Raw genomic sequence first — 21,224 nt, 5'->3', positions numbered from 1 at the left:
ACTACTGCTGATCCGCTCCAGCCACCATCCGGCCAGTGCGACGTCGCCCGGCCCGCGATTGTAGAGTTCGACCCATTCCTGATCACCGGCGGCGGCGATTTCGTTCAGCACCACCTGGTCAAAGGCGGCTGGTGGGGTGGGGGTGGGGGTGAGTGTTGCCGTTGCGGTGGCAGTGGGTGTGTGGGTGGCAGTCGTGGTGACGGCTGGTGTGTTTGTGACAGTTGCCGTCGCGGTGGCAAAGGCCGTCGCCGCAGGGGGAGCCGTCTCAATCGCCGCACCGGTGGTGGTGACGACGGTTGCCGCTGCTGTGATGGTTGTACTCGTCGCTGTGATCGGGTCGGGTGACACCGGCAACCCAGTTGTCTCCGTTGTGGGTGAACTGGTGTGGGCCGGCAGTGGTGGTACACCGCCGTTCCATTCTCCCGGTGAGGGCGCACCGGTTTGCCAGGCATCACTGCCGTCTGGCTGACGGGCAATTGTCTGGTCACGACTGACGATGGTCAGCGGACTTTGATCAACAATCTGATCTGACGTATCGCTCAACTGTACCTGATCAGGATCATTGTTGTTGAGAATCGCGCTGGACAGGGTGATGACGAGGAGACTGCCACCTTCAATAACCACACCTGCGCCGATGAGTGTGTGTGGGCCGCCGATGACCGCATCATCGATCCGCCAGCCGCTGAGATCGACCGGTAGCGAACCCGGATTGTACAGCTCGACCCACTCCGGGCCAACTGCCGGATTGTGCATGACCTCATTGATGAGCACCTGCGGCGTCTGCGCTTCGACTGCTCGCCAGTTTTTGCCGATCACCAGCACGACGATTAAGCCAATGATAAACCAGCGCACGGTTTCCCTCCGGTTGGTTTGCTTCCTACTATAGAAACCGTGCAAACCCGCGAAAAGGTACGCGGTTTTTTTGACTTTTTTACAACAGTGGCGGCGAAGCTGAGGTGAGAGGTGCGTCGTCGTGCGAAGCCAGGCGATGGGCCAGGCGAGTCGGTTCTGGCAGGCGAAATCTGGTGGTACAGGCCAGCACCAGGTCGGGGGTGCGCTCAAGACTGACCCGATGACCGGGAGAGATGAAGACCGGTCGGGCCGTAGCGCGGGTACGTACCACCCATCCAATCAGATCATCACCGTCGTACAACGGACTGCGATCACCGCGTTCAGGCAACGGTTCGGTAAATCGCCCGATCAGACGTTGCTTTGCACAACCGATTGCCGGTAGATCGAGGAGAACACCGATATGACAGGCAATGCCGCACCGACGCGGATGGGCAATGCCGTGACCATCGCAGATGATCAGATCAGGCGTCGTCCGCAATTGCCTGATCGCAGCGATAATTGCCGGTGCCTCGCGAAAAGCAAGCAGACCGGGCACATAGGGAAAGGTCACCGGCTGCCGCACCAATGCATAATCAACCGGTGCCAGATCGGGTAACCGCACAACCACAACCGCCGCCCGAATGAGCATACCATCGGCTTCAAAACCGGCATCGACCCCGGCAACGAACCGCAATTCGCTATAGTCGTCGTGCAAGCGCACACGGGCCCGGAGTTCCTGCTGCTCGGCGATGGCTGCGGCGACTCGCTCATCACTGGTATCAATCGTCGGCATACCGTTCTTCACGCCAGGGATCGGCGTTGTTGTTGTAGCCGTAACGCTCCCAGAATCCCAGCCGATCATGATCGAGAAATTCAATCCCCCGCAGCCATTTGGCGCTCTTCCAGAAATACTTCTTTGGCACCAGTAGCCGCAGCGGATAGCCATGTTCTGGAGTCAGTTCCTGCCCCTCATATTTGTATGCCAGCATCACATCATCGTCAAAGAGGGCTTCAAGCGGTAGGTTCGCGGTATACCCCTGCTCACTATGCGCGATCACAAAGCGGGCCGATGGCTTCAGCGGTGGAATATGGCGGAGAAACTCGCGGAAGCTAACCCCTTCCCAGGTTGTATCGAGTTTGCTCCAGCGCGTTACGCAGTGAATATCGGTTTTGATTGTGGTGGTTGGTAAAGCGCGAAACTCGCGGAAGCTGAAGCGCACCGGTTCCGCTAATTCACCCCAACAGCGCAGATCCCACTGCTCCTCAACATTGGTATACTTAGGAACAGAACCGTAGTGCAATACTGGAAATTTCTCGGTAACATACTGGCCCGGTGGGACGCGATGACTCTGATCGGATTGAGCCTGGTCTTTCCGCTTGAAAGGGTTGAACATTCGTCCCTCCTTTGAGACTATCGATAGGATTATCTTTTCAAACGGTATTATACCGCAAATGCACGGGGGTGAGTATGACGACCTTTGTTCGTGCTTCCATTGATCGCCCGGCCTACACTCTGCCCAGAGTCTGGTTTACCAGTCCTGACGTGTTTGCCCGCGAACAGGAGCGGATTTTTGCCACTCAGTGGGTTTGCGTTGGCAGGAGCGCCGACATTCCAGAAGCCGGGAGCTACTGTCTGATCGAAGTTGCCGGCGAGAGTCTGATCCTGCTCCGCGACCACGATGGTCAAATCTACGCTCATTATAACGTCTGTCGTCACAGAGGTGCACGTCTCTGCACCGAAATGCAAGGTCGCTTTCACGAAACGATCATGTGCCCGTACCATGCCTGGACATATCGCCTCGACGGGACGCTGGCGGCTGCTCGTTATATGCAGGATGCGCCTGGTTTTCGGCGGGATGACTGGCCTCTCCTCAGTGCAGCGGTAGCTGAATGGGACGGTTTCATCTTTGTGTCGTTAGCTGACCGGCCACAACCATTCGCAGAAGCGTTCGCACCGTTGATCGGCAAGTTTCAAGCCTGGGAGATGGTGCGCTTGCAGTGCGGTGCCCGCATTACTTACGAGGTGGTTGCGAACTGGAAGTTGATTGTGGCGAATTATTCCGAATGTTACCATTGTCCGCTGATTCATCCCGAACTGGTTGCTATCTCGCCCTGGCAAAGCGGACGGAATGATCTGACCAGTGGCCCATTTCTCGGCGGGTATATGGAACTTACCCACGAAAGTATGACTCTGAACGGCCAGACCCGGCGACCGCCCCTGCCCAACCTGCCGGTCGAAGATCATAAACGTGTCTACTACTATTCTATCTTTCCCAACCTGCTGCTGAGTCTGCATCCCGATTATGTGATGGCGCATCGCCTGATTCCACGCCGACCCGATGCCACAACCATTATCTGCGAGTGGTATTTTGATCCTGATGTGATGGCTGCTTCCGACTTTGATCCCTCGGATGCAGTCGAGTTTTGGGATCGAACGAATCGTCAGGACTGGCGCGTCTGTGAATTATCTCAGCAGGGCATCAGCTCACGTGCTTATCGTCCTGGCCCCTACGCCCAATCGGAAGGGTTGCTCTGGCAATTTGACCGGGAATACCTGCGGGTGATGGGAGAGGAAAGCGCGTGATGGTGTGGTCATCTTTTCATCAAATGAGACAGTATGCGTATTTTGATGATTACCTACGGCAGCCGAGGTGATGTGCAGCCCTTTATTGCGCTTGGTGCTGCGTTGTATCGGGCCGGTCACACCCCTGTTCTGGCTGCACCGGCACGTTTTGCATCCCTTGCGGCTGATCATCACATCACATTTCTGTCTCTGCCCGGCAATGTTGAGGTACTGGCCCGTCAGATTGCCGATGAGTCACGCCAGCAACCGCTGCGCCTGATCGGCATCATCTCCCGTTTCGCATTACCGCTGGGCGTTGAAGTGGCCCGACGTATTCAGGAGGCGGCTCGCTCCGCCGACATGATCGTCCATTCATTTTTGACCGTCGCTCTCGGTCATCTCTACGCAACCCAGTACGGGTTGCCTGAATGTGCCGTCGATCTCTTTCCCTTCTTCGACCCGCCAGCCGACATCGCCAACATTGCGTGGCCTACTGATCGGATTGGATTGACCGGTCGCCGGTTCAGCCATCTCTTTGCTCACACTATCTTTCGTTATACCCAAAGCCTGAGCTACCGCATACTCCACCGCCGTGCGCCTGATATTGGGCCATCATGTTTACCATGGGCGAAACCGGGACACCAGTTTGGTTTGTTGCAGGCGTACAGTGCTGCTCTGGTTCCATCGGGGTCTGCCCCTCTAACAGTGCAAACTGGTTCGTGGTGGTTAGAATCGACAAACTGGCAACCGCCGCCTGATCTGCAAGCTTTTCTGGCTGACGGCCCATCACCGGTAGTGATTAGTTTTGGTAGTATGGCTACGTATGATGCTCCACACATGACGCGCATTATTCTGGAAACGCTTCAGCGTACTAGACAACGCGGCATTATCCAGCGCGGATGGGCGGGTCTTACGCCACATCAGGTTCCTGATCCCATCTATCTCGCCGATGAGATGCCTCACGACTGGTTGTTGCCCCAGGCCGTCGCAATGATCCATCACGGTGGCGCAGGTACGACAGCAAGTGCCCTCCGCGCCGGTATTCCATCGGTGATCGTTCCCTTCGCTGCCGATCAGCCGTTCTGGGCCTGGCGTGCGCACAAGACCGGTGCCAACCCACCACCAATCCCGGTGTCGGCATTATCGGTTGAGCGATTGAGTTTAGCGTTGCAGCAAGCGCTTGATCCAGTACATCGTGCTCGCGCTGCTATGGTCAGTGGCCGCATGCGTGCCGAGGGTGGTGTCGCTGTTGCTGTTCAGCGTATTGAACAATGGGCAGCGTAGTAGCCAGTGTTGGGTGGATGGAATGTCGAGTTGATGAACAGGTGGGTTGGTAAGCCGGCGGGTTAAGGAGGCTGGCGGGTTAAGGGATCGGCGGGTTAAAACCCTGCCTCAATTCATCGAAGCCCCTGCGGGGCTAACCTGCCGGCGGGGAAGAATCCCTGCCCCAACGGGGCTTGCAGGTCGTGAGGGAGGGCTTCAGCCCGCACGCTAGCCCCAACGGAGCTTGCATGTTGTCAGGCAGGGCTTCAGCCCGCCTGACTCCAGCACGGTGCTGACTGGTTGATGACTAATTGCTTTGCGAGCGTTCTCTCAGGGCAAACACGCAGAGCTTACGAGGAAGATTTCACCGATCAGGCATCAGATCGAACAAGAGAATACCTTCGTCACGGGTGCTCACCGCCAGTTGTGTGCCATCAGACGTTACGGCAACGGCCAGTACCGCACCATAATCCGCTAAATCGATTTCCCGCAGGAGTGTTCCATCGTCCAGATGGTAGAACAGAAGATGTCCGCTAATCGTGCCGGCAATCAGAAGAGCGCCATCAGGGGTCACGGCCAGACTGGTGAACCAGCCCCAATTCTGGGGAACTTCGATTTGCAAGACCTCGTTGTTGTTGCGGGTGACGTCTCGCACGCGCAGCAGACCATCGCTACTGGCGCTCAGCAAAAGATTATTGACGAAGATCAGGCTGGTCACCGGGCCATTATGACCACGCAGAATCTGGGGCTGCCCACCACGCGCCATTTCCCAGACCGCAATCTGCGGTGCGTCAGCGGGTTGATTGGTCACCGCAGCCAGATATGCTCCATCGGCACTGAATGCAAGTGAATAGATTGGCCCCGACAACCCGCTCAGCCGACGCAAAAATTGCCGGCTGGATGTTTCCCATAGATAGACTTCACCCTGTTCGTTACCCACTGCAATCATGCTGCGATCCGGGCTGACCGTCAGGTTGAGGGGAAATCCATTCATGCCGCTCAACTGCTCGTTGGGCCGACTACCGGTCAGATCAATAGTCACGATCTCGCCGGCTTCGCTGATCGCTACAACTTCAGCATCGCCGATGAAATCGATGTACTGGGCTGTTGCTGCACCACCATCAAGGCTCATGGTGCGACTGCTATCGAGCACGTGAACGCGCACAGCGCCATTCGCTCCGCTTGCCACCAGCCGTCTACCATCGGGGCTATAGCGCACTCCGGTCACTACACCCTGGGTCACTTGAAAGCTTTGCAGAACCTGTGTCGAATTGACATCCCAGATCATTAGATTACCCCCCATATCGCTCGACGAGAGGATTCGTGTGCTATCTGGACTCCAGCTTAGTCCAAGCAAGCGCAGACCACGCTGCCGCAACACCCCACGCTCAGCACCACTCGTCGGACTCCACAGGCGAACGCTCCCATCAAGGCTCGCGCTGGCCAGCAGGCGACCGTCAGGACTGTACGCTACCCCGCGAATCACCACCCAACCATCATGCCCCCGCAACTCGCGCTGGACATTACCGGTTGCTGCATCAAGCAGATAGACATTGCCGTTGACTGAACCGACCGCGAGTTGCCGACCATCACCGGAAAAGGCGATACCGGTCAGCCAGGAGGGTGCGTTGGTTGAGGGGTCAACTGGTGCGCTGAAACGAAAAGCATCAATTTGTTGACCACTGCTCACATTCCACAATCGGGCCGTACCATCGCGCGAGGCCGAAGCCAGCCGTTGCCCATCGGGGCTGAACGTGACGTTACCGGGGAGATCGGTGTGACCACGCAGGATGGCTATTGTCTGCCCGCTTGTCACTTCCCAAATCCGAATCGTCTGGTCAACGCTGGCCGACGCCAGCAAACGACCATCGGGGCTAAACGCCAGTGAGCGAATCCAGTCACTGTGTCCACGGAGTTGCGCAATTTCACGGCCAGTACCGGTATCCCACAGCCGTACCACCGGGTCATCCTGAGCACCGGAAGCCAGAATCGCCCCATCGGGACTAAATGCCAGCGAACTGACATCACCTTCGTGGCCGCTCAGTGTCGCCTGAACGAGAAAAGAGGAAGCATCACGCAACTGAATCGCCGATCCTACCGCCACCGCTACCAGCAAGCCATCAGGACTGTAAGCCGCCGCCCCCAGACTATCTTCCCGCAATTGCGCCGTTTGGGTAATCGCATTGACCTGTTGCAACCAATCAATTGCCGGCGCTTCGGTTGTCGTCGGCGCAGGCGCAACCGTCGATTGCGTTGCGACCGTATTACCGGGTAAGCCAAACAACGAAGCATTCGTCATGTACAGGCCCACCAGTACTGCCAGCAGCACACATACCCCTACTGCAACCACTGCCAGGCCACCGACGATTGCCAGCAGACACGAGGTACTGATCAACGGACGGGGCGGAGTGGTGGGCGCGGCTACTCCTGCCGTCGGTGCTGCCGTCGGCGTTGGTGGCGGTGCCGGCGGTAATGTCGTGGCCGGTGCAGCCGAAGCAATAGCCGCAGGTGGTGGAGGTACGGCAGGGACGGCAGCGGACGGCACAACCGGCTTTTCAATCAGTGCCGTAGCCTCCATTGGCCTGCCCGCCATCAGGCGTACCGTCTCCAGCGCACTACGCATCTCACTTGCCCGCTGATACCGGTTCGCCGGCTTCATTTCCAGAGCGCGCAGCGTGAGTTGTTCGGCCAATACCGACACCTGCGGGTTGAGCGCACGCGGCGAATTGAGCGGCACCCCACTCTGCCGCTGATTGGCAGGCGGTGGCGGCCAACCGGTGAGCAGATGGTACAGCACCGCGCCAATCGCATAAATATCACTTACCTGTGCCGGCTCAACACTATGATCGTACAGTTCAGGTGCCCGGTATGGCGTCGTCTCAGCCCCAATATGGCGGACACAGGCAAAGGGGGCCAGGCTCAACCCACCTTCTGGTGACGACCAGAGATCGCAGGTGCGCAGATCACCTAGCAAGAGCGGCGGCTGGTGATGGTGCAACCGATCCAGCACCATCAACAACCGATCAACGATAGCCAGGGTTTCACTCTCTGGCAATGGTGATCCGCGCTCACGCGCAAAGCGCTCCAGGTCTGAACCACCAGGATCATCGGCGACCAGATAACACGCCTGATCCAGGACAAAATAGTCACGTAGTGCCAGCAATCCCGGCATCTGTATTTGTGCCAGTTCCCGTGCCAGCCGCCGCACATCATCAACCGCAGCCTGATTAGGCTGCGGCAGTGCAGTAATCAACACCCGCAGCGAAGAACGCTGATCAATCGCTCGATACAACCCGGCATCAGGATAAGCATCGAGCGCAACCGTGATCCGGTAGTGTCCGTTGAGCAGAGAATCGATGGCGAGCATAGCAGCCCTTAGCAAATACAAAACTTTTCAGAGACAACCTGTGGACATCAGCACTGGTTGCTTTGGTCTATCATCAGTATACGGGATGTCTCAATCGGCTGCTACACTCATATGCGGTTGCAACACAAGATCACCGTGCGCCTGCGCTTCGGTAATCCGCTCGACGCACCGATTGGCGCTGATCACCGCTCCCTCAATCGAAGCCAGAAAATGTTGGCGCGTGTAATCACCGGCCAGGAAGAAATTGCGTACCGGCGTCGCCTGATCCGGTCGGTACTTATCAACACCCGGTAACGCCTGATACACCGAATTAGGAATCCGCACAATCGTATACTTCAACAACTTCGCCTCACGGGCATTCGGATGCAGCCTGACAAACTCACTCATCACAAACTGCACCAGTTCATCATCGGGCAACGTAATCAGCTCGGTAGCTGGCGCAACCACAAACTGCATAATGCTCCGTTCCCCCTTGTGGTACTCAGGAGCCACCATTGCCATATCGGCGTACACACTGAGGTGCGTGCCGGCACTGAAAAGCAAATTATCCACTCCCGCAATGCGACGGTCGAAGAAGAGCTGCATCGTAATCACCGGCGAACCCTTCAGATGACTCAAATTGGCAAAGTAGGGCATCTCACGGAGCGCCGGCGGAATCACCTTTCGCAGATTGTGTACCGGCATCGCCGACACATACACATCGCCGGTCACCAGCCGGCCATCGTCCAGCCGAAAACCGGTAACCTGATTTGTCTCGCTATCATACTCAATAGCCGACACGCGGGCATTCAGTTCAACCTTCCCCCCCAAACGCTCAATCTGCGCAATCAAAGGCCGCCAGATATTGGTATCAGGCGAACCCTTCACCAACGCCATCCGTGGCGCTTCCTTCTCGTGCGCAAAGTGCAGCATAGCAGTCAAGGGGAGCTTAGCCGAAACCTGGTCGGCACGTTGAAAGTTCAGCGCCAGCGCCATCGTATGCATCACTTCATCGAGTGAACGCTGCCCCATCCCGTGTCGTAAGTGCCACGAGGCATACGTCTCGTTATCCTGCGCATCAACATACGCCTGATCGCCGAGAATAACGCGCAGCAACCCCAGCCCCATCCGCAACTTATCCCGCAACGGTAACGGCTTAAACGCCAGCACACCGGCCAGACCATTAAACGGCGTCGGCAGCCACGGCACAAACCGGATCGGTGCCAGCCCATGGCGTTCAGAGGCAAAAATCATCTCTGCCGGCTTCCAGTTAAACGTATCGCCAAGGCCATACCGCTCCAAAAACGCTAGCAAATGATGATACGCTCCAAAGAATACGTGCAACCCACTCTCGATCCAGTCACCATCGGCGTCCTGCCACGCCGACACCTTACCGCCGGGCACATCCCGCTTTTCGAGAACAATCACCTCATGACCACGCTCAACCATCGTGCGGGCAACAACCATACCGGCTGGACCGGCACCTGCAATAACGATTCGCATAGGACTGCGCTTCCTGTTCTGTGTGCAAAAATGAACAACCTTCACCTTTATCTTTATAGCACGGCTACGAATCCCACGCAAGGTAAATGAACAGCTATTGCACAACGTCACTCCTCCATCACCAGCCATGCGTTGGATCGCAGACATATTCCACTCGCATCCTTCACCTTCCAGCCTTCGTGCAGGCCGTACCATCCCATCGCCCATCGCCATAAACGAGAGGGTTCCCCTCGCCTCTCGCCCACATCATCCCACTACGCTCAACAACCGCGGATTGCAGCAATATCAAACCTGCTCATAGCGCAGGCGTGACCCACTCACCTATTACCCTTTACCCTTGCGCCGCTCCTGAACGACACACCGGTGTGTGCAAACGCTGCTCTGCTCCCTGGTCGGCCTACAAAGACCTAATTCTGACCCATCAAAACCTGCCATTGCGGTTTTCATGGCCCATAATATCAAATCCGGTTTAAGAGAAGTCATGGCTCGTGATCGCACCATCATGCTGGTAGCGACTGCGGATACGGAGAACGGCGTTTCCGCTGCCCATACCGTAGTATCACACTTCGACGTGAGTACGTCTTCGTGACCGGATTGTGTGTGATGTATCGTTTGGAGTGCGGTAGCCACGCTTTCGTATCCACCGTGCGTACCGGCATGGAGGTGGCAGTGCTTCCCCATGCCGGTACGTGACCATGGTGATGAGAAGGCATCAGCGCAGGTTGGCAGCTCACTCTACGGAACGGTATCGGTGCCGTACCGCCAACGCCCTAGGACGCTGCGGAGCACATAACCGTATGGTGCTAACGCCTCTTCTACCACATCAGAAAGCTCCGACACAACTCTTTACGCTCTCCTCTCCTGCTTAGCGGGAGAGGGGCCGGGGGTGAGGACGTTCAGCCATGCTCAGCAGGTTCAGGACAGAATGTAAAAGTGCACGCACCTTACTATAGCAATAAGTGGTACAATACAAGTGTCCAATTGCTCATATACCTACTGCCAACATGCCCATGCTACGTTCACCATCTGCCGACCTGCGTATCTACCTTCTCATCACAATTCTCATACTGCTCAGCGGATTTCAATTCTTCCTGCCGCGCCTACCTCGCTCAATCAATCTGCCGCCATTACGGACGGTAAAGACGACAAATCCTCTTATCGGTGTTCATACCCGCCTCACTGGTATTAGTGATGAAGCATACATTCGCCGTACTTTAGCTCAGGTGAACGAGATGGGAGCAAGCTGGGTCGTAGAACTCTTTCCCTGGGCTTACGTTCAGCCCCGTTCGCGTTACGGTTTTGATTGGACAGGTGCGGATTTAGTGATTGCCCATGCCAGAGCGCAGGGCCTCAATGTTGTGGCACGTCTCGACATCGTACCAGCTTGGGCACGTCCGCCTAATACCACCGATCGTTATCTTGATCGTGATCACTTTGCCGATTTTGCGCATTTTGCAGCTGCGTTTGCCGAACGTTACGCTCCACAAGGAGTGCGTCATATCATCATCTGGAACGAACCAAACTTACGTTTCGAGTGGGGTGAACGACCGCCTGATCCCGGTGCATACACCGATCTGCTTAAACAGACCTATCCGGCGATTAAAGCAGTCGCGCCGGAGGTTATCGTCATTGCCGGTGCGCTATCGCCTGGTCCTAGCCTGGAAGGTGGTAATCTGCGTATGGACGATATGCAATTCCTGGCTTCTCTGGCTGATGCTGGTGCCTTTCCCTTTTTCGATATGTGGGCTGTCCATGCCTACGGCGGCCAAGAACCTCCTGACGCTGAACCTAGCTTTGACCGTGTCAATTTTCGTCGCATCGAGCTGGTTCGCGAATTGCTCGACCGCTTGAATGGTAGTGACAAGCGTATCATTATCACTGAAGGCGGCTACAATGACCATCCGCGCTGGAGTGGTGCAGTGCGTCCTGCTGATCGAATGCGCTGGACAATTGCTACCTATGAGCAATCGCGATGTTATCCTTGGTTGGAGGCCACCATCCTCTGGCAATTCAGCACGCCATTCCTTACTCGCTCGTATCCCGATGCCTGGAATTTTGTGCATCCCGATGGAATGCCGCGTGCCATCTATCTAGCTGTACAGGAATATGCTCGTACAGGAAGGATACCGGATGGAGTAAAGGATTGCGCACTCATCTTTGCTTCCAGCTGCACCAGTTCCGCCTCAGCACTGCCAGCCGGTGGTAGGTGAGCGATGTTGGTTGCTTCATGCTGCTATGCATGTGCTAAATGGGTATAAGTGGGGTATCTGCTAATCTCATTCACGTTACGCCATGCATCATTACTTACAGAAAGTACAGACTTCTAAGCCATTCTCTACTGTCGTAACGGCAGCCGGAACTACAGGTTGGAACAGATGTAACCGATGCGCATAGATGACCAGTCCGTTCACGTCCGTTGCTTTCCTAGACATCCGCGTTTGATGCGTTGTGTATGCTCGCACTTACCTCAGGCTCGTTGAGATCGGGATGGATGATTCATTGAGGTTAATTAATGGAGGGATGGGTTGGAAGCCCCACCCGTCAATAGCTTTCTTCGCAGATAGAAGATATTTATAGTTAGGTGGCTCCCACATGCCATCCATCGCGTGATGTTATCTTAAACTGCTGCGGGGTAGTGGTACAACTATGGTATGCCAGGTGGGTTGAAAATCTGTCCACAGGATAGTTGTTTCGCGGCCTTGCTTGGGTCTGTTTCCTTCGGTCTGGCTGATATTCGGCGTATACTGGGGAGCGAAGCGGAGAGGTACCATCGGTTGTACTGCCTACGCGATATCGATGCCTCACGTGCAAATTTCAACGGTTACAATAGACTTTAGCGTGCTACATGCATGCCGAAGAATCGATACCTGCATTGTTTTGTTCTACGTCATGTTTTGCGGGTAATTCTATTGACAATCCTCTAATTTGTGATACAATTCCCTTGTAATACCATTAATTAATATAAGGTGATGGCATTGGATGCGAAATTGTAGGTGCAACAAACATACGTTACTTTTCGTGATAAGATGAGCTAAATCATTGTCGTACTGACGTTGTCTAGGCACGTCGAGAACCTAAGCCAGTCCTCATTCTGCACCGAACTTGTGAAATAACTCTTCAGATGCAACTCGCAAGCCGCAAAGTTCATTCCTTTGAAGTTGGAAGAAATTAGGTTTGAGGTACATTTGACTAGTTATATGTGGTACAATGCAAAGTCTTCATCGCTTGTTCCACTTCCTGGCAAGATTACCATCTCACTTTTTTTGTCTGATGATTATAGTTAGCGATACCGGGATTTTGTGAAAGGAGTCAGGTTGTGACGGATGAAGCCTCGCCATTGCCATCGATCTTTTCTATGATTAAAGAAATCCTTGCCCCTGATGTCCAGCCCTTCCTTGCTAGCAAAGCAACCCTTGTAGACATTAGTCACACCCTTGAAGACTGCATCATTCGTAATCAATTACCGAGTGTCATTTTCACCGGCTTTCAAGAAAGCAGCCATTGGCGGAAGGAGACGCAGCGCTATCTTGAGCTTACCAATATTGCTAGTTCGATTTGCATTTTTGCCGGTGGCTTCCCGCCGGTACCCGAAGAGCGTCATATCGCAGTGACACTGGCATCAGACGATCCCCTGCGCCAGGAGTGGTTTTTGCTTATACTGACTGAATGGTTTTGCACTGTGTTATGCGGTCTTGATAATCAGTTGCCAGTTGAGCGTGAGGCCGACCGCAGCTTTGACACTCTGCTTACATTTCAGCCTGAAGTGGTAGATGCTGTTCTTAATCGTCTCATTCCGGTTGTCGAACGATACCGACCTGAGCGTGCTGCCGAACTGAATCATGCCCGCACCTGCTTCCCGCCGTGCAATCCACGCGGCCCATACCTTACCCAGATTGTCACCGAGATGGTTTCTCACCTGCAACGGCGCTATGATAACCAGCGCCAGTTAGCAGACGAACTCAAAGTGCTCAATGAGCGTCAATCTACGCTCGAAGAAACGATAGCCCAACTATCTGCACCGGTTGTGCCACTGTTTGAAGGAGTTCTGCTCATGCCACTGGTCGGGACGATTGACTCTCGACGAGCACAGCATGTGATGGAGAACCTGTTATCAAGTATTGCCGAACAGATGGCCGATGTTGTTATCATCGACATTACCGGTGTGCCAATGGTTGATACTGCAGTCGCTAATTATCTGCTCCAGACAATCAGAGCTGCCTATTTGCTTGGTGCGCAAGTAATCATCACCGGTATCCGTGCTGCCATCGCTCAAACCATGATCAATTTAGGTATCGACCTCGGTGATGTACGTACCCGCAGTACGCTGCGTGAAGGCATCCTTACTGCACTGGAATTGAGTGGTTTGGAAATACGACCACGTTTCTAGAACGTATTTCACGAAATTGTACCATGGTTAATGTTGCGGTAGCTCAGGCTGATGAATGTTCAAAACGTAGCTGATATCAGGTCAGGTGTAATAGAGTTCATGACACCTGATCCGACGATTGCCCTGCTACCACATCGGAGCACGGATGCACCGAACTAGCGTTCCCGCTGCATACGCAATATGACCTTTCCGGAGGGGATACTGTTCCCGGCCGGGTTGCCCGTGGTGCATCGTGTGGAGTTCGGTTGCCTCGCTGCTGCACCGGCTGTGCTCACAATCTGGCGCTGATTGCAGCGGTTTCGCTACCGGCCACAGGCACGACGTGCGTTCACGCTACAGGTTTATGAGCTAACTTCTTACATGGATCGACAATAAGGGCATAGCAAGCACAATGATCTGATTGTTTTCCATCTCTGGTATAATCGCCATAAGTGTACCTGCAACACCGATGTCTGCACCGGGTTTATGAACCTATACCCAGACAGGAGAGCTACATGTCTGCCAGAATGGATTACCGTTTTGCCCGCCGTCTCGCCTCGCTCGAAGCCTCAGCCACTGCTGCAATGACTGCTCGCGTTGCCCAAATGCGCACTGCCGGTATTAAGGTCATTTCGTTCAGTGTTGGCGAGCCTGACTTCGATACTCCCGAACCGATTAAGCAGGCTGCCATTGCCGGTATTCAGGCTAACCATACGCACTATACACCGACCGGCGGAACGCTTGAGCTGCGTAAAGTGATCGCTGCTCGCGTGAGCGCCGATCAGGGGCTTTCTTACGGGATTGGGCAGGTTACCGTCACCACTGGCGCCAAAGAAGCACTCTACCTCGCTTTTCAGGCCCTGTGTGACGAAGGCGACGAAGCACTTATCCCAGCACCCTACTGGGTAAGCTACGTGGAACAGGCGAAACTGGCCGGCGCTACTCCGGTTACTCCTCAGACCAGTGAGCAGACCGGCTTCAAACTCACTCCTGATCAGCTCCGCGCCAGTTTGAGTGAGCGAACGCGGATCGTCGTGCTCAATTCCCCCTCGAACCCAACCGGTGCCGTCTACAGTGCGGAGGAGCTGGCTGCACTGGCTGCTGTACTTCGTGACCATCCGGCGATCATTATCACCGACGAAATCTACGATGCGATCTCGTATGTGCCTTACGCTCGCCTATTGCGGGTGGCGCCTGATCTCGCCGAACGAACCCTGGTGGTCAATGGTGCTGCGAAGGCGTATGCCATGACCGGCTGGCGTGTTGGGTATGTGGCCGGGCCACAACCGATTATCGAAGCAATCAAAGCAATTCAGAGCCACACCAGCACCCACACATCGAGCATCTCTCAGGACGCGGCCCTAGCGGCGTATACACCCAACCCAGACATCGCAGCAACGGTTGCCGCAATGACGGCTGAATTCCGGCGTCGACGCGATCTGATCCTCAGTCTATTGACCGAAATCCCTGGTGTGACCTGTACTGTACCTGATGGTGCCTTCTACGTCTTTCCTAACGTGAGTGCGTTGCTCAACCGGCCACTGCGTAACGGCAAGGTCTTTACCACCAGCGATGAACTCAACCTCTACCTGCTCGAAGAGGCCCACATCGCCTGCGTCGCCGGCGAAGCCTTCGGCGCACCCGGCTATCTACGCCTGTCGTATGCCACTGGGAGCGAGGAGATTCGTGTTGGCATGCAACGCTTCCGTGAGGCTGTCCTTGGCAACGATGCTGCCTAGACATTGTTGGCGGCTACCGGTAAGGTAGCCGCCTGATCCAATTCCTATGACCTGTCAGGCTACTCATCTCCCCGATCCGGCGATTCTCGCCGGGCATCACATTATTGTGGTCGGGGATATTACACTCGACGAATATCTTTACGGTCGTGCGACACGCCTCTCCCGTGAAGCGCCTATTCCGGTGCTTGAATTCTTGCGGCGGGAAACCATTCTCGGTGGAGCAGCCAATCCGGCTCGCAATATCGTCGCGCTCGGTTCTCAAGCCAGTCTGGTTACCATCGTCGGCAACGATGCAGAGGGCAAACACTTGCGTGATCTGCTACAGGCAGCACACATTGATGATAGCGGTGTTATTACGGTTACAGATCGCATTACGACGCGCAAAACACGTATTCTGGCCGATGCCGCTCCCCGTCTGCCGCAACAGGTTGCCCGGCTGGACTATCTCGACCGCCAGCCTTTGTCTGCTGAGATTGAAGAACGGGTGATTGCCACACTGGCGGCCCAATTACCGGGTGCCGATGCCGTGATCTGCTCTGATTACCAGCTCGGTCTGCTCACACCGCGCGTAGTTGGTGCGATACGAACGCTCTGCCGTCAACACGATGTCATCTTTGCCGTTGATGCGCAGGGGCATTCACACTATTATCGTCATGCCGATCTCTTTCGTTGTAACGACGCTGAAGCTGCTACTGCCCTGGGTGTACCGTTCGTCGATGAAGCGGCGATTGCAGATGGGGTTACCCGTCTCTATCACGATCTTGCCGCTCATCTCGTCATTGTAACTCGTGGGCCGGCTGGATTGGTCTTAATTGGCGATCACGAACCGTATCAACATATTCCAGCCTACCATATCAGCGAAGTGTTTGATACTACTGGCGCCGGAGATACCTTTATTGCCGTGGCAACACTAGCTCTGGCTGCTGGTTGTCGGGGCAGCATCGCCGCTATGTTGGCGAATATCGCTGCTGCGCTGGTTGTGCGACGGTTTGGCAATGCGGTCGTTACTCCTGCAGAGCTACGGGCAGCTATAGCTGCAACAAGATAAGAGCAGGCCTTGCGCCTGCTCCCTGCCACTTCCCCCTTGGGTGAAGGTTGGATTATTCAATCACGTTCAAACGCTTAAACGCACTGATCGCTTCATCTTCCGTTTGATAAATTTCGGCGTACTGCGCTAGCCCTACCATGCGAAAAATTTTCTGAAAATGGGGTGATAAACCACTTACCGCCAGTCGTTGACCGTTTTGATTGACTTCAGTCACAATGCCGATCAGAATTGCGATTCCGGCACTGTTAATGTAATCATTCTGGCGAAAATTGAATAAGATAAACCGTTCACCCCTGGCCGTAACTTGACGATAGGCGTTATTGATCTTCTCCTCAGCAAAAGTTGTCACATCCCCGATCAGATCAATAACCGCGACACCGTCACGTTGACGAATATTGACTGTTAATTCATCCTCTAGCATGGATCGCTCCTTATATGGAACCATTCCAGGTTACGATACATCAACTACTACATTAGTGGGATGGCGGTAAAAAATCAATCGAACACAGGTACCGGTTAGCGCATCAGGTACAACGTTTACCTCATCGGCCAGCGCAGTCATGAGCATCAGTCCTCGTCCGCGAAAGGACGTGGAGGGGCTGATCGTCCATTCAATCGGCTTTTGCGGTAGTACGGGTGGATCTGTTCCTTCATCACACACCTCAACTATAAGATACTGTTCATCGATGGTACAGATAACCCGTACTTTACGTTGCGGATCGGCATGATTACCGTGTTCAATGGCATTGGTACAGGCTTCACACAGTGCTGTCTTGATGTCCTCGATCCGTTCTGGTGCCAGGCCAAATTGTTGTGTCAGTGAAGCAACGGCATCACGTACAATCACTTCATAGCCGAGAATGCTTGGGATGGTGAGCTGCATATCTTCTCAGCCTGCTACTTAACTAACTGGATGGACGTTCGAGATGGACAACCATTCGTACCTGATTACCCCCACCCGGTGCCAGTGTAAACTCTACCTCATCCATTAATTCACGCATCAGCCATATCCCCCAGCCCCCCTTGTCGGCGCGCTGGAAGGCATCGGTAATACGTGGTTGTATGTGCATTTGTGCTGGGTCTAACGCCTGTCGCCCCTGATCGGCAACACTAATGACCAGCTCGTCTGGTCGTACCATCAGTACAACCACAACCTTCATTGCCGCGTCAGCCTGATTACCGTGTTCAATGGCATTGGTTACAGCCTCGCCAATCGCTGTGCGCAGGGCATCGATCCGCTCAGCAGGAAAACCCATTCGTCTCGCCAGCGCAGCCGCAGTATCCATTGCAATTCGTTCATATCCCAGCCGACTCGGTAGGCGCAGTTCAATAACCTGTTCGATTGCGCCCTCTCTGTCATTCATGCCATCTATCCCTACCACGGACCAATGAAGTGCCAATTGATAGTTGTATCATAGCATAGTAACAGGTAAAATTGTTACCAGATTTCACCAAAAATGTTCTCAGAGACTGCTTAATGCAGATCGGGATGCACAGGTTACGCTTAAAAATCATAATGGAATGTTGCCATGCTTACGGGCTGGCAGACTCTGACGCTTCGTGCGTGCCAGGCGTAAGGCGCGAATCAGGGCCGGTCGTGTCTCACGCGGTTCGATAACCGCATCAATATACCCACGTTCGGCGGCAACATACGGATTAGCAAAACGATTCTGATAATCTTCCACCAGCTCGGCCAGCCGTGCTGCCGGATCATCTGCTTCGGCCAGCTCTTTACGGAAGATGATTCGTACCGCTGCATCAACACCCATCACGGCAATTTCAGCGGTTGGCCAGGCAAAGTTGAAATCGGCGCGAATGTGCTTGCTCGCCATCACATCATAGGCTCCTCCATACGCTTTGCGGGTAATAACCGTTAATTTCGGTACGGTTGCTTCACAGTATGCGTACAGCAGCTTAGCCCCATGACGGATAATTCCGCCGTACTCCTGCTGCGTGCCCGGCAAAAAGCCCGGTACATCCACGAATGTAACCAGCGGAATGTTAAACGCATCGCAAAAGCGGACAAAACGCGCTGCCTTCACGGAACTGTCAATATCCAGCGTACCGGCCATTTGCAGCGGTTGATTGCCAACCACCCCAACCACGTGACCATCCAGACGGGCAAAGCCGATGACAATGTTCTTTGCCCATGCCGGTTGTACCTCGAAGAAGAACCCATCATCCACCACAGCCTCGATAACCTTAACTATATCGTAGGCTTTGCGTGGGTTGTCGGGAATGATGCTTTGCAAATCTTCATCCATCCGCTCCGGATCATCGGTTGGTGTCTGATACGGTGGGTCTTCCATATTGTTGGAGGGCAAAAATGAGAGCAGTGTCCGCAACTGATCGAAGCATTCATCTTCGCTGTCGGCGGCAAAATGTGCCACGCCACTGCGGGTATTGTGGGTCATTGCCCCACCTAACTCTTCAAAGCCAACCTCTTCGCCGGTGACGGTCTTGATCACATCCGGTCCGGTGATAAACATCTGACTGATGTTTTTGACCATAAAGATAAAGTCAGTCATTGCCGGCGAGTAGACCGCTCCACCTGCACAGGGGCCGGCAATGATCGATAATTGAGGAATCACACCACTGCTGAGAACGTTACGGTAGAAGATCTCGGCATAACCGCCCAGGCTCACCACACCTTCCTGAATACGTGCTCCGCCACTATCGTTGATACCGATGCAGGGTACACCCATGCGCAACGCCAGATCCATGACTTTGCAAATCTTCTCGGCAAATACCTCGCCCAACGATCCACCAAACACAGTAAAATCCTGGGCAAAAACACAAACGGGTCTACCATCAATCGTACCGTGCCCGGTGATCACGCCATCACCCAATGGTTTGCGCCGTTCCATACCAAACGCAGAGGTACGATGGACAGCAAATGCATCAAGTTCAACAAAGGAACCAGGATCAAGCAGCCGATCAATTCGCTCTCGCGCCGTTAATTTCCCTCGTTCGTGTTGCCGGGCGATTGCCACCGGGTCTTGATTTCGTGCCCGTTCGCGTCGTTCACGCAATGCAGCAATCTTTTCTGCGGTTGTCTGCGTCATGGCATTCCCCATTTCTTTCATTAGCTGACGTTGCCGGTAATATGCGAACTCATCATAGTATGGCGAATAGAACACTCTGAGGGATGAAGGCCGTGCCTGTTCCTTACCCTACGTAGTGCGCTGTGTAATATGTAGAAGTTCTCCATGGTCACATGGTACACACATTCATAATTATTGCCGGGCCTGCGGCATCACTATTGCCTTGTAATACGTGCTTGCCCAGACCACTGCTCCCACCCGTTGTGATTGATCTGTCTGTCGGGCCGTCGTATGTTATCAGATAAGTCAGGTTGCCGCCTATGCGGTGAGCAGGCCACGGAGGCTGATTGCCAGGATGAACAGTACAACGTTGTACGCAATACCGTGCAGTGTACCTGTATGAATAATTTGGGTAGTATCCGGTTCCTATAGATGCACTACGTCACGCCGCAAGGTGGCAACTCAGGTTATACCCATTCTCTGTGTCCTCCGTGCCTCTGTGGTGACAAAGCTAGCAACTTTGGTTGTCAGATAGCTTCTCTACCTCAACTCTTCCCTGCGCCGTCCTTGCCAGATGACAGTCCATAGAAATGCTGGAACGGCATCAATGATACGCCGCCAACGTCTCGGCTGCACCACTAACCGAAATGCCCATTCTAACCCCATCCGGCGGAGCCATCGTGGTGCGCGTGGTACCCTGCCGGCCAGATAATCGAAGGTTCCGCCTACACCGATAGCCAGCGGCACCTTGATGAATGGCTGGTTGCGAGCGATCCACAATTCTTGTCGTGGATGACCGTACGCCACCAGTAGGATATCCGGTTGTGCTCGCATAATAATCTGGCGCTGCTGCTCATCGTATTCCGGTGCCGGTGAGCCGGCATAACAGCCGGCAATATGCAGCGCCGGCCAGCGCGATTTCAGCACTACTGCCGCAGCTTCCGCGACACCCGGCGCTGCACCGAGCAAAAAGATGCGGTAACCATGCTTGGCAGCGAGCTGGGCCAGCCCCAACGTTAATTCGACCCCTGTTACTCGGCCACGCAACGGCGTACCTTGAAGGCGAGCCGCCACCAGCACCCCAAAGCCATCCGGCGTATTCAGGTCTGATGCCTGTAATACTGCCCGAAAGATCGGATTTCGGCGCGCCCCCATGATAAATTCCGGGTTTACCGTACAAATCTGATGCCAGCCTCCACCTTGCAGAAAGCTATGTGCCCTCTCCAATGCTTCTGCCTCGGTGACATCATCAATCGGTATTCCCAGTATCGTGATTCGACCGCTCTGCATTAGGCACCTGTTATCCTATCTGCTATTGCTTCTCATCATACCGTATTCGGCTACAAATGCTGTTTGTTGCATTACCTGTCTACGTTGGGAATGAGTCCTCTTGACAGAATGTAAAACGAGTTACATAGTTTTCACCCATCAAGACTGCTTGTTCGTTTCTGCAATATCAGGAGTATGTGATTACAGTCCGAAACCCCTTTCCTGCTATTGTTTTGCGGGTTGCCGATCATT

Annotated in this window: 16 protein-coding genes; 6 read left to right on the top strand and 10 right to left on the bottom strand. The window is 54.3% G+C overall.

From position 1 onward, the window contains the following. The 3 genes from VAE55_RS09005 to VAE55_RS08995 all read right to left on the bottom strand — a co-directional run. On the bottom strand, nucleotides 1–852 hold an 852-nt coding region (locus VAE55_RS09005; protein WP_322815451.1), incomplete at its 3' end, for a lamin tail domain-containing protein. Between the two features lie 79 nt (nucleotides 853–931). Then, complete coding sequence (gene nfi / locus VAE55_RS09000) at nucleotides 932–1,624, bottom strand: deoxyribonuclease V (RefSeq protein WP_322815450.1); 693 nt, start codon at nucleotides 1,622–1,624, stop codon at nucleotides 932–934. Continuing rightward, nucleotides 1,611–2,225: a sulfite oxidase-like oxidoreductase gene (locus tag VAE55_RS08995; RefSeq protein WP_322815449.1), complete on the bottom strand. Its 615-nt coding sequence runs from the start codon at nucleotides 2,223–2,225 to the stop codon at nucleotides 1,611–1,613. The genes nfi and VAE55_RS08995 overlap by 14 nt, the downstream gene beginning before the upstream one ends. A gap of 74 nt (nucleotides 2,226–2,299) precedes the next feature. On the opposite strand from VAE55_RS08995, the gene VAE55_RS08990 reads away from it, so the two are divergent. Continuing rightward, a complete protein-coding gene (locus VAE55_RS08990; protein WP_322815448.1) occupies nucleotides 2,300–3,415 on the top strand; it encodes an aromatic ring-hydroxylating dioxygenase subunit alpha in 1,116 nt (371 codons plus the stop codon). A gap of 33 nt (nucleotides 3,416–3,448) precedes the next feature. Further along, on the top strand, nucleotides 3,449–4,678 hold the full coding sequence (locus VAE55_RS08985; protein WP_322815447.1) for a glycosyltransferase: 1,230 nt from the start codon (nucleotides 3,449–3,451) through the stop codon (nucleotides 4,676–4,678). 343 nt (nucleotides 4,679–5,021) lie between these two features. Here VAE55_RS08985 and VAE55_RS08980 read toward each other — a convergent pair whose 3' ends face one another. Both VAE55_RS08980 and VAE55_RS08975 read right to left on the bottom strand, forming a co-directional pair. Beyond that, nucleotides 5,022–8,024 carry a protein kinase domain-containing protein gene (locus tag VAE55_RS08980; RefSeq protein ID WP_322815446.1) on the bottom strand — a complete coding sequence of 1,001 codons (3,003 nt, stop codon included), beginning with the start codon at nucleotides 8,022–8,024 and terminating at the stop codon, nucleotides 5,022–5,024. A gap of 90 nt (nucleotides 8,025–8,114) precedes the next feature. Continuing rightward, a complete protein-coding gene (locus VAE55_RS08975; protein ID WP_322815445.1) occupies nucleotides 8,115–9,506 on the bottom strand; it encodes an FAD-dependent oxidoreductase in 1,392 nt (463 codons plus the stop codon). A 1,004-nt stretch (nucleotides 9,507–10,510) separates the two neighbouring features. On the opposite strand from VAE55_RS08975, the gene VAE55_RS08970 reads away from it, so the two are divergent. The 4 genes from VAE55_RS08970 to VAE55_RS08955 all read left to right on the top strand — a co-directional run bounded on the left by VAE55_RS08970 (nucleotide 10,511) and on the right by VAE55_RS08955 (nucleotide 16,659). Further along, nucleotides 10,511–11,716: a hypothetical protein gene (locus VAE55_RS08970; protein WP_322815444.1), complete on the top strand. Its 1,206-nt coding sequence runs from the start codon at nucleotides 10,511–10,513 to the stop codon at nucleotides 11,714–11,716. A gap of 1,106 nt (nucleotides 11,717–12,822) precedes the next feature. Beyond that, nucleotides 12,823–13,893 carry a DICT sensory domain-containing protein gene (locus VAE55_RS08965; protein ID WP_322815443.1) on the top strand — a complete coding sequence of 357 codons (1,071 nt, stop codon included), beginning with the start codon at nucleotides 12,823–12,825 and terminating at the stop codon, nucleotides 13,891–13,893. 494 nt (nucleotides 13,894–14,387) lie between these two features. Continuing rightward, nucleotides 14,388–15,611 (top strand): pyridoxal phosphate-dependent aminotransferase, encoded by a 1,224-nt coding sequence (locus tag VAE55_RS08960; RefSeq protein WP_322815442.1) that lies wholly within the window; start codon nucleotides 14,388–14,390, stop codon nucleotides 15,609–15,611. 46 nt (nucleotides 15,612–15,657) lie between these two features. Then, nucleotides 15,658–16,659, top strand: a complete 1,002-nt coding sequence (locus VAE55_RS08955; protein ID WP_322815441.1) for a bifunctional ADP-heptose synthase — start codon at nucleotides 15,658–15,660, stop codon at nucleotides 16,657–16,659. A 52-nt stretch (nucleotides 16,660–16,711) separates the two neighbouring features. On the opposite strand, the gene VAE55_RS08950 is transcribed toward VAE55_RS08955, so the two are convergent. The 5 genes from VAE55_RS08950 to VAE55_RS08930 all read right to left on the bottom strand — a co-directional run bounded on the left by VAE55_RS08950 (nucleotide 16,712) and on the right by VAE55_RS08930 (nucleotide 20,993). Beyond that, complete coding sequence (locus VAE55_RS08950; protein WP_322815440.1) at nucleotides 16,712–17,080, bottom strand: STAS domain-containing protein; 369 nt, start codon at nucleotides 17,078–17,080, stop codon at nucleotides 16,712–16,714. A 30-nt stretch (nucleotides 17,081–17,110) separates the two neighbouring features. Further along, nucleotides 17,111–17,542: an ATP-binding protein gene (locus tag VAE55_RS08945; RefSeq protein ID WP_322815439.1), complete on the bottom strand. Its 432-nt coding sequence runs from the start codon at nucleotides 17,540–17,542 to the stop codon at nucleotides 17,111–17,113. Between the two features lie 22 nt (nucleotides 17,543–17,564). After that, nucleotides 17,565–18,023 carry an ATP-binding protein gene (locus VAE55_RS08940; RefSeq protein WP_322815438.1) on the bottom strand — a complete coding sequence of 153 codons (459 nt, stop codon included), beginning with the start codon at nucleotides 18,021–18,023 and terminating at the stop codon, nucleotides 17,565–17,567. A gap of 147 nt (nucleotides 18,024–18,170) precedes the next feature. After that, nucleotides 18,171–19,724: an acyl-CoA carboxylase subunit beta gene (locus VAE55_RS08935; protein WP_322815437.1), complete on the bottom strand. Its 1,554-nt coding sequence runs from the start codon at nucleotides 19,722–19,724 to the stop codon at nucleotides 18,171–18,173. A 519-nt stretch (nucleotides 19,725–20,243) separates the two neighbouring features. Continuing rightward, complete coding sequence (locus tag VAE55_RS08930) at nucleotides 20,244–20,993, bottom strand: WecB/TagA/CpsF family glycosyltransferase (RefSeq protein ID WP_322815436.1); 750 nt, start codon at nucleotides 20,991–20,993, stop codon at nucleotides 20,244–20,246. Nucleotides 20,994–21,224 lie beyond the last annotated feature (231 nt).

This window comes from Chloroflexus sp. (assembly GCF_034432675.1).
Lineage (GTDB): Bacteria > Chloroflexota > Chloroflexia > Chloroflexales > Chloroflexaceae > Chloroflexus.
The sequence above is the reverse complement of the archived record's forward strand: the minus strand, read 5'-3'. Positions and strand labels throughout refer to the sequence as shown.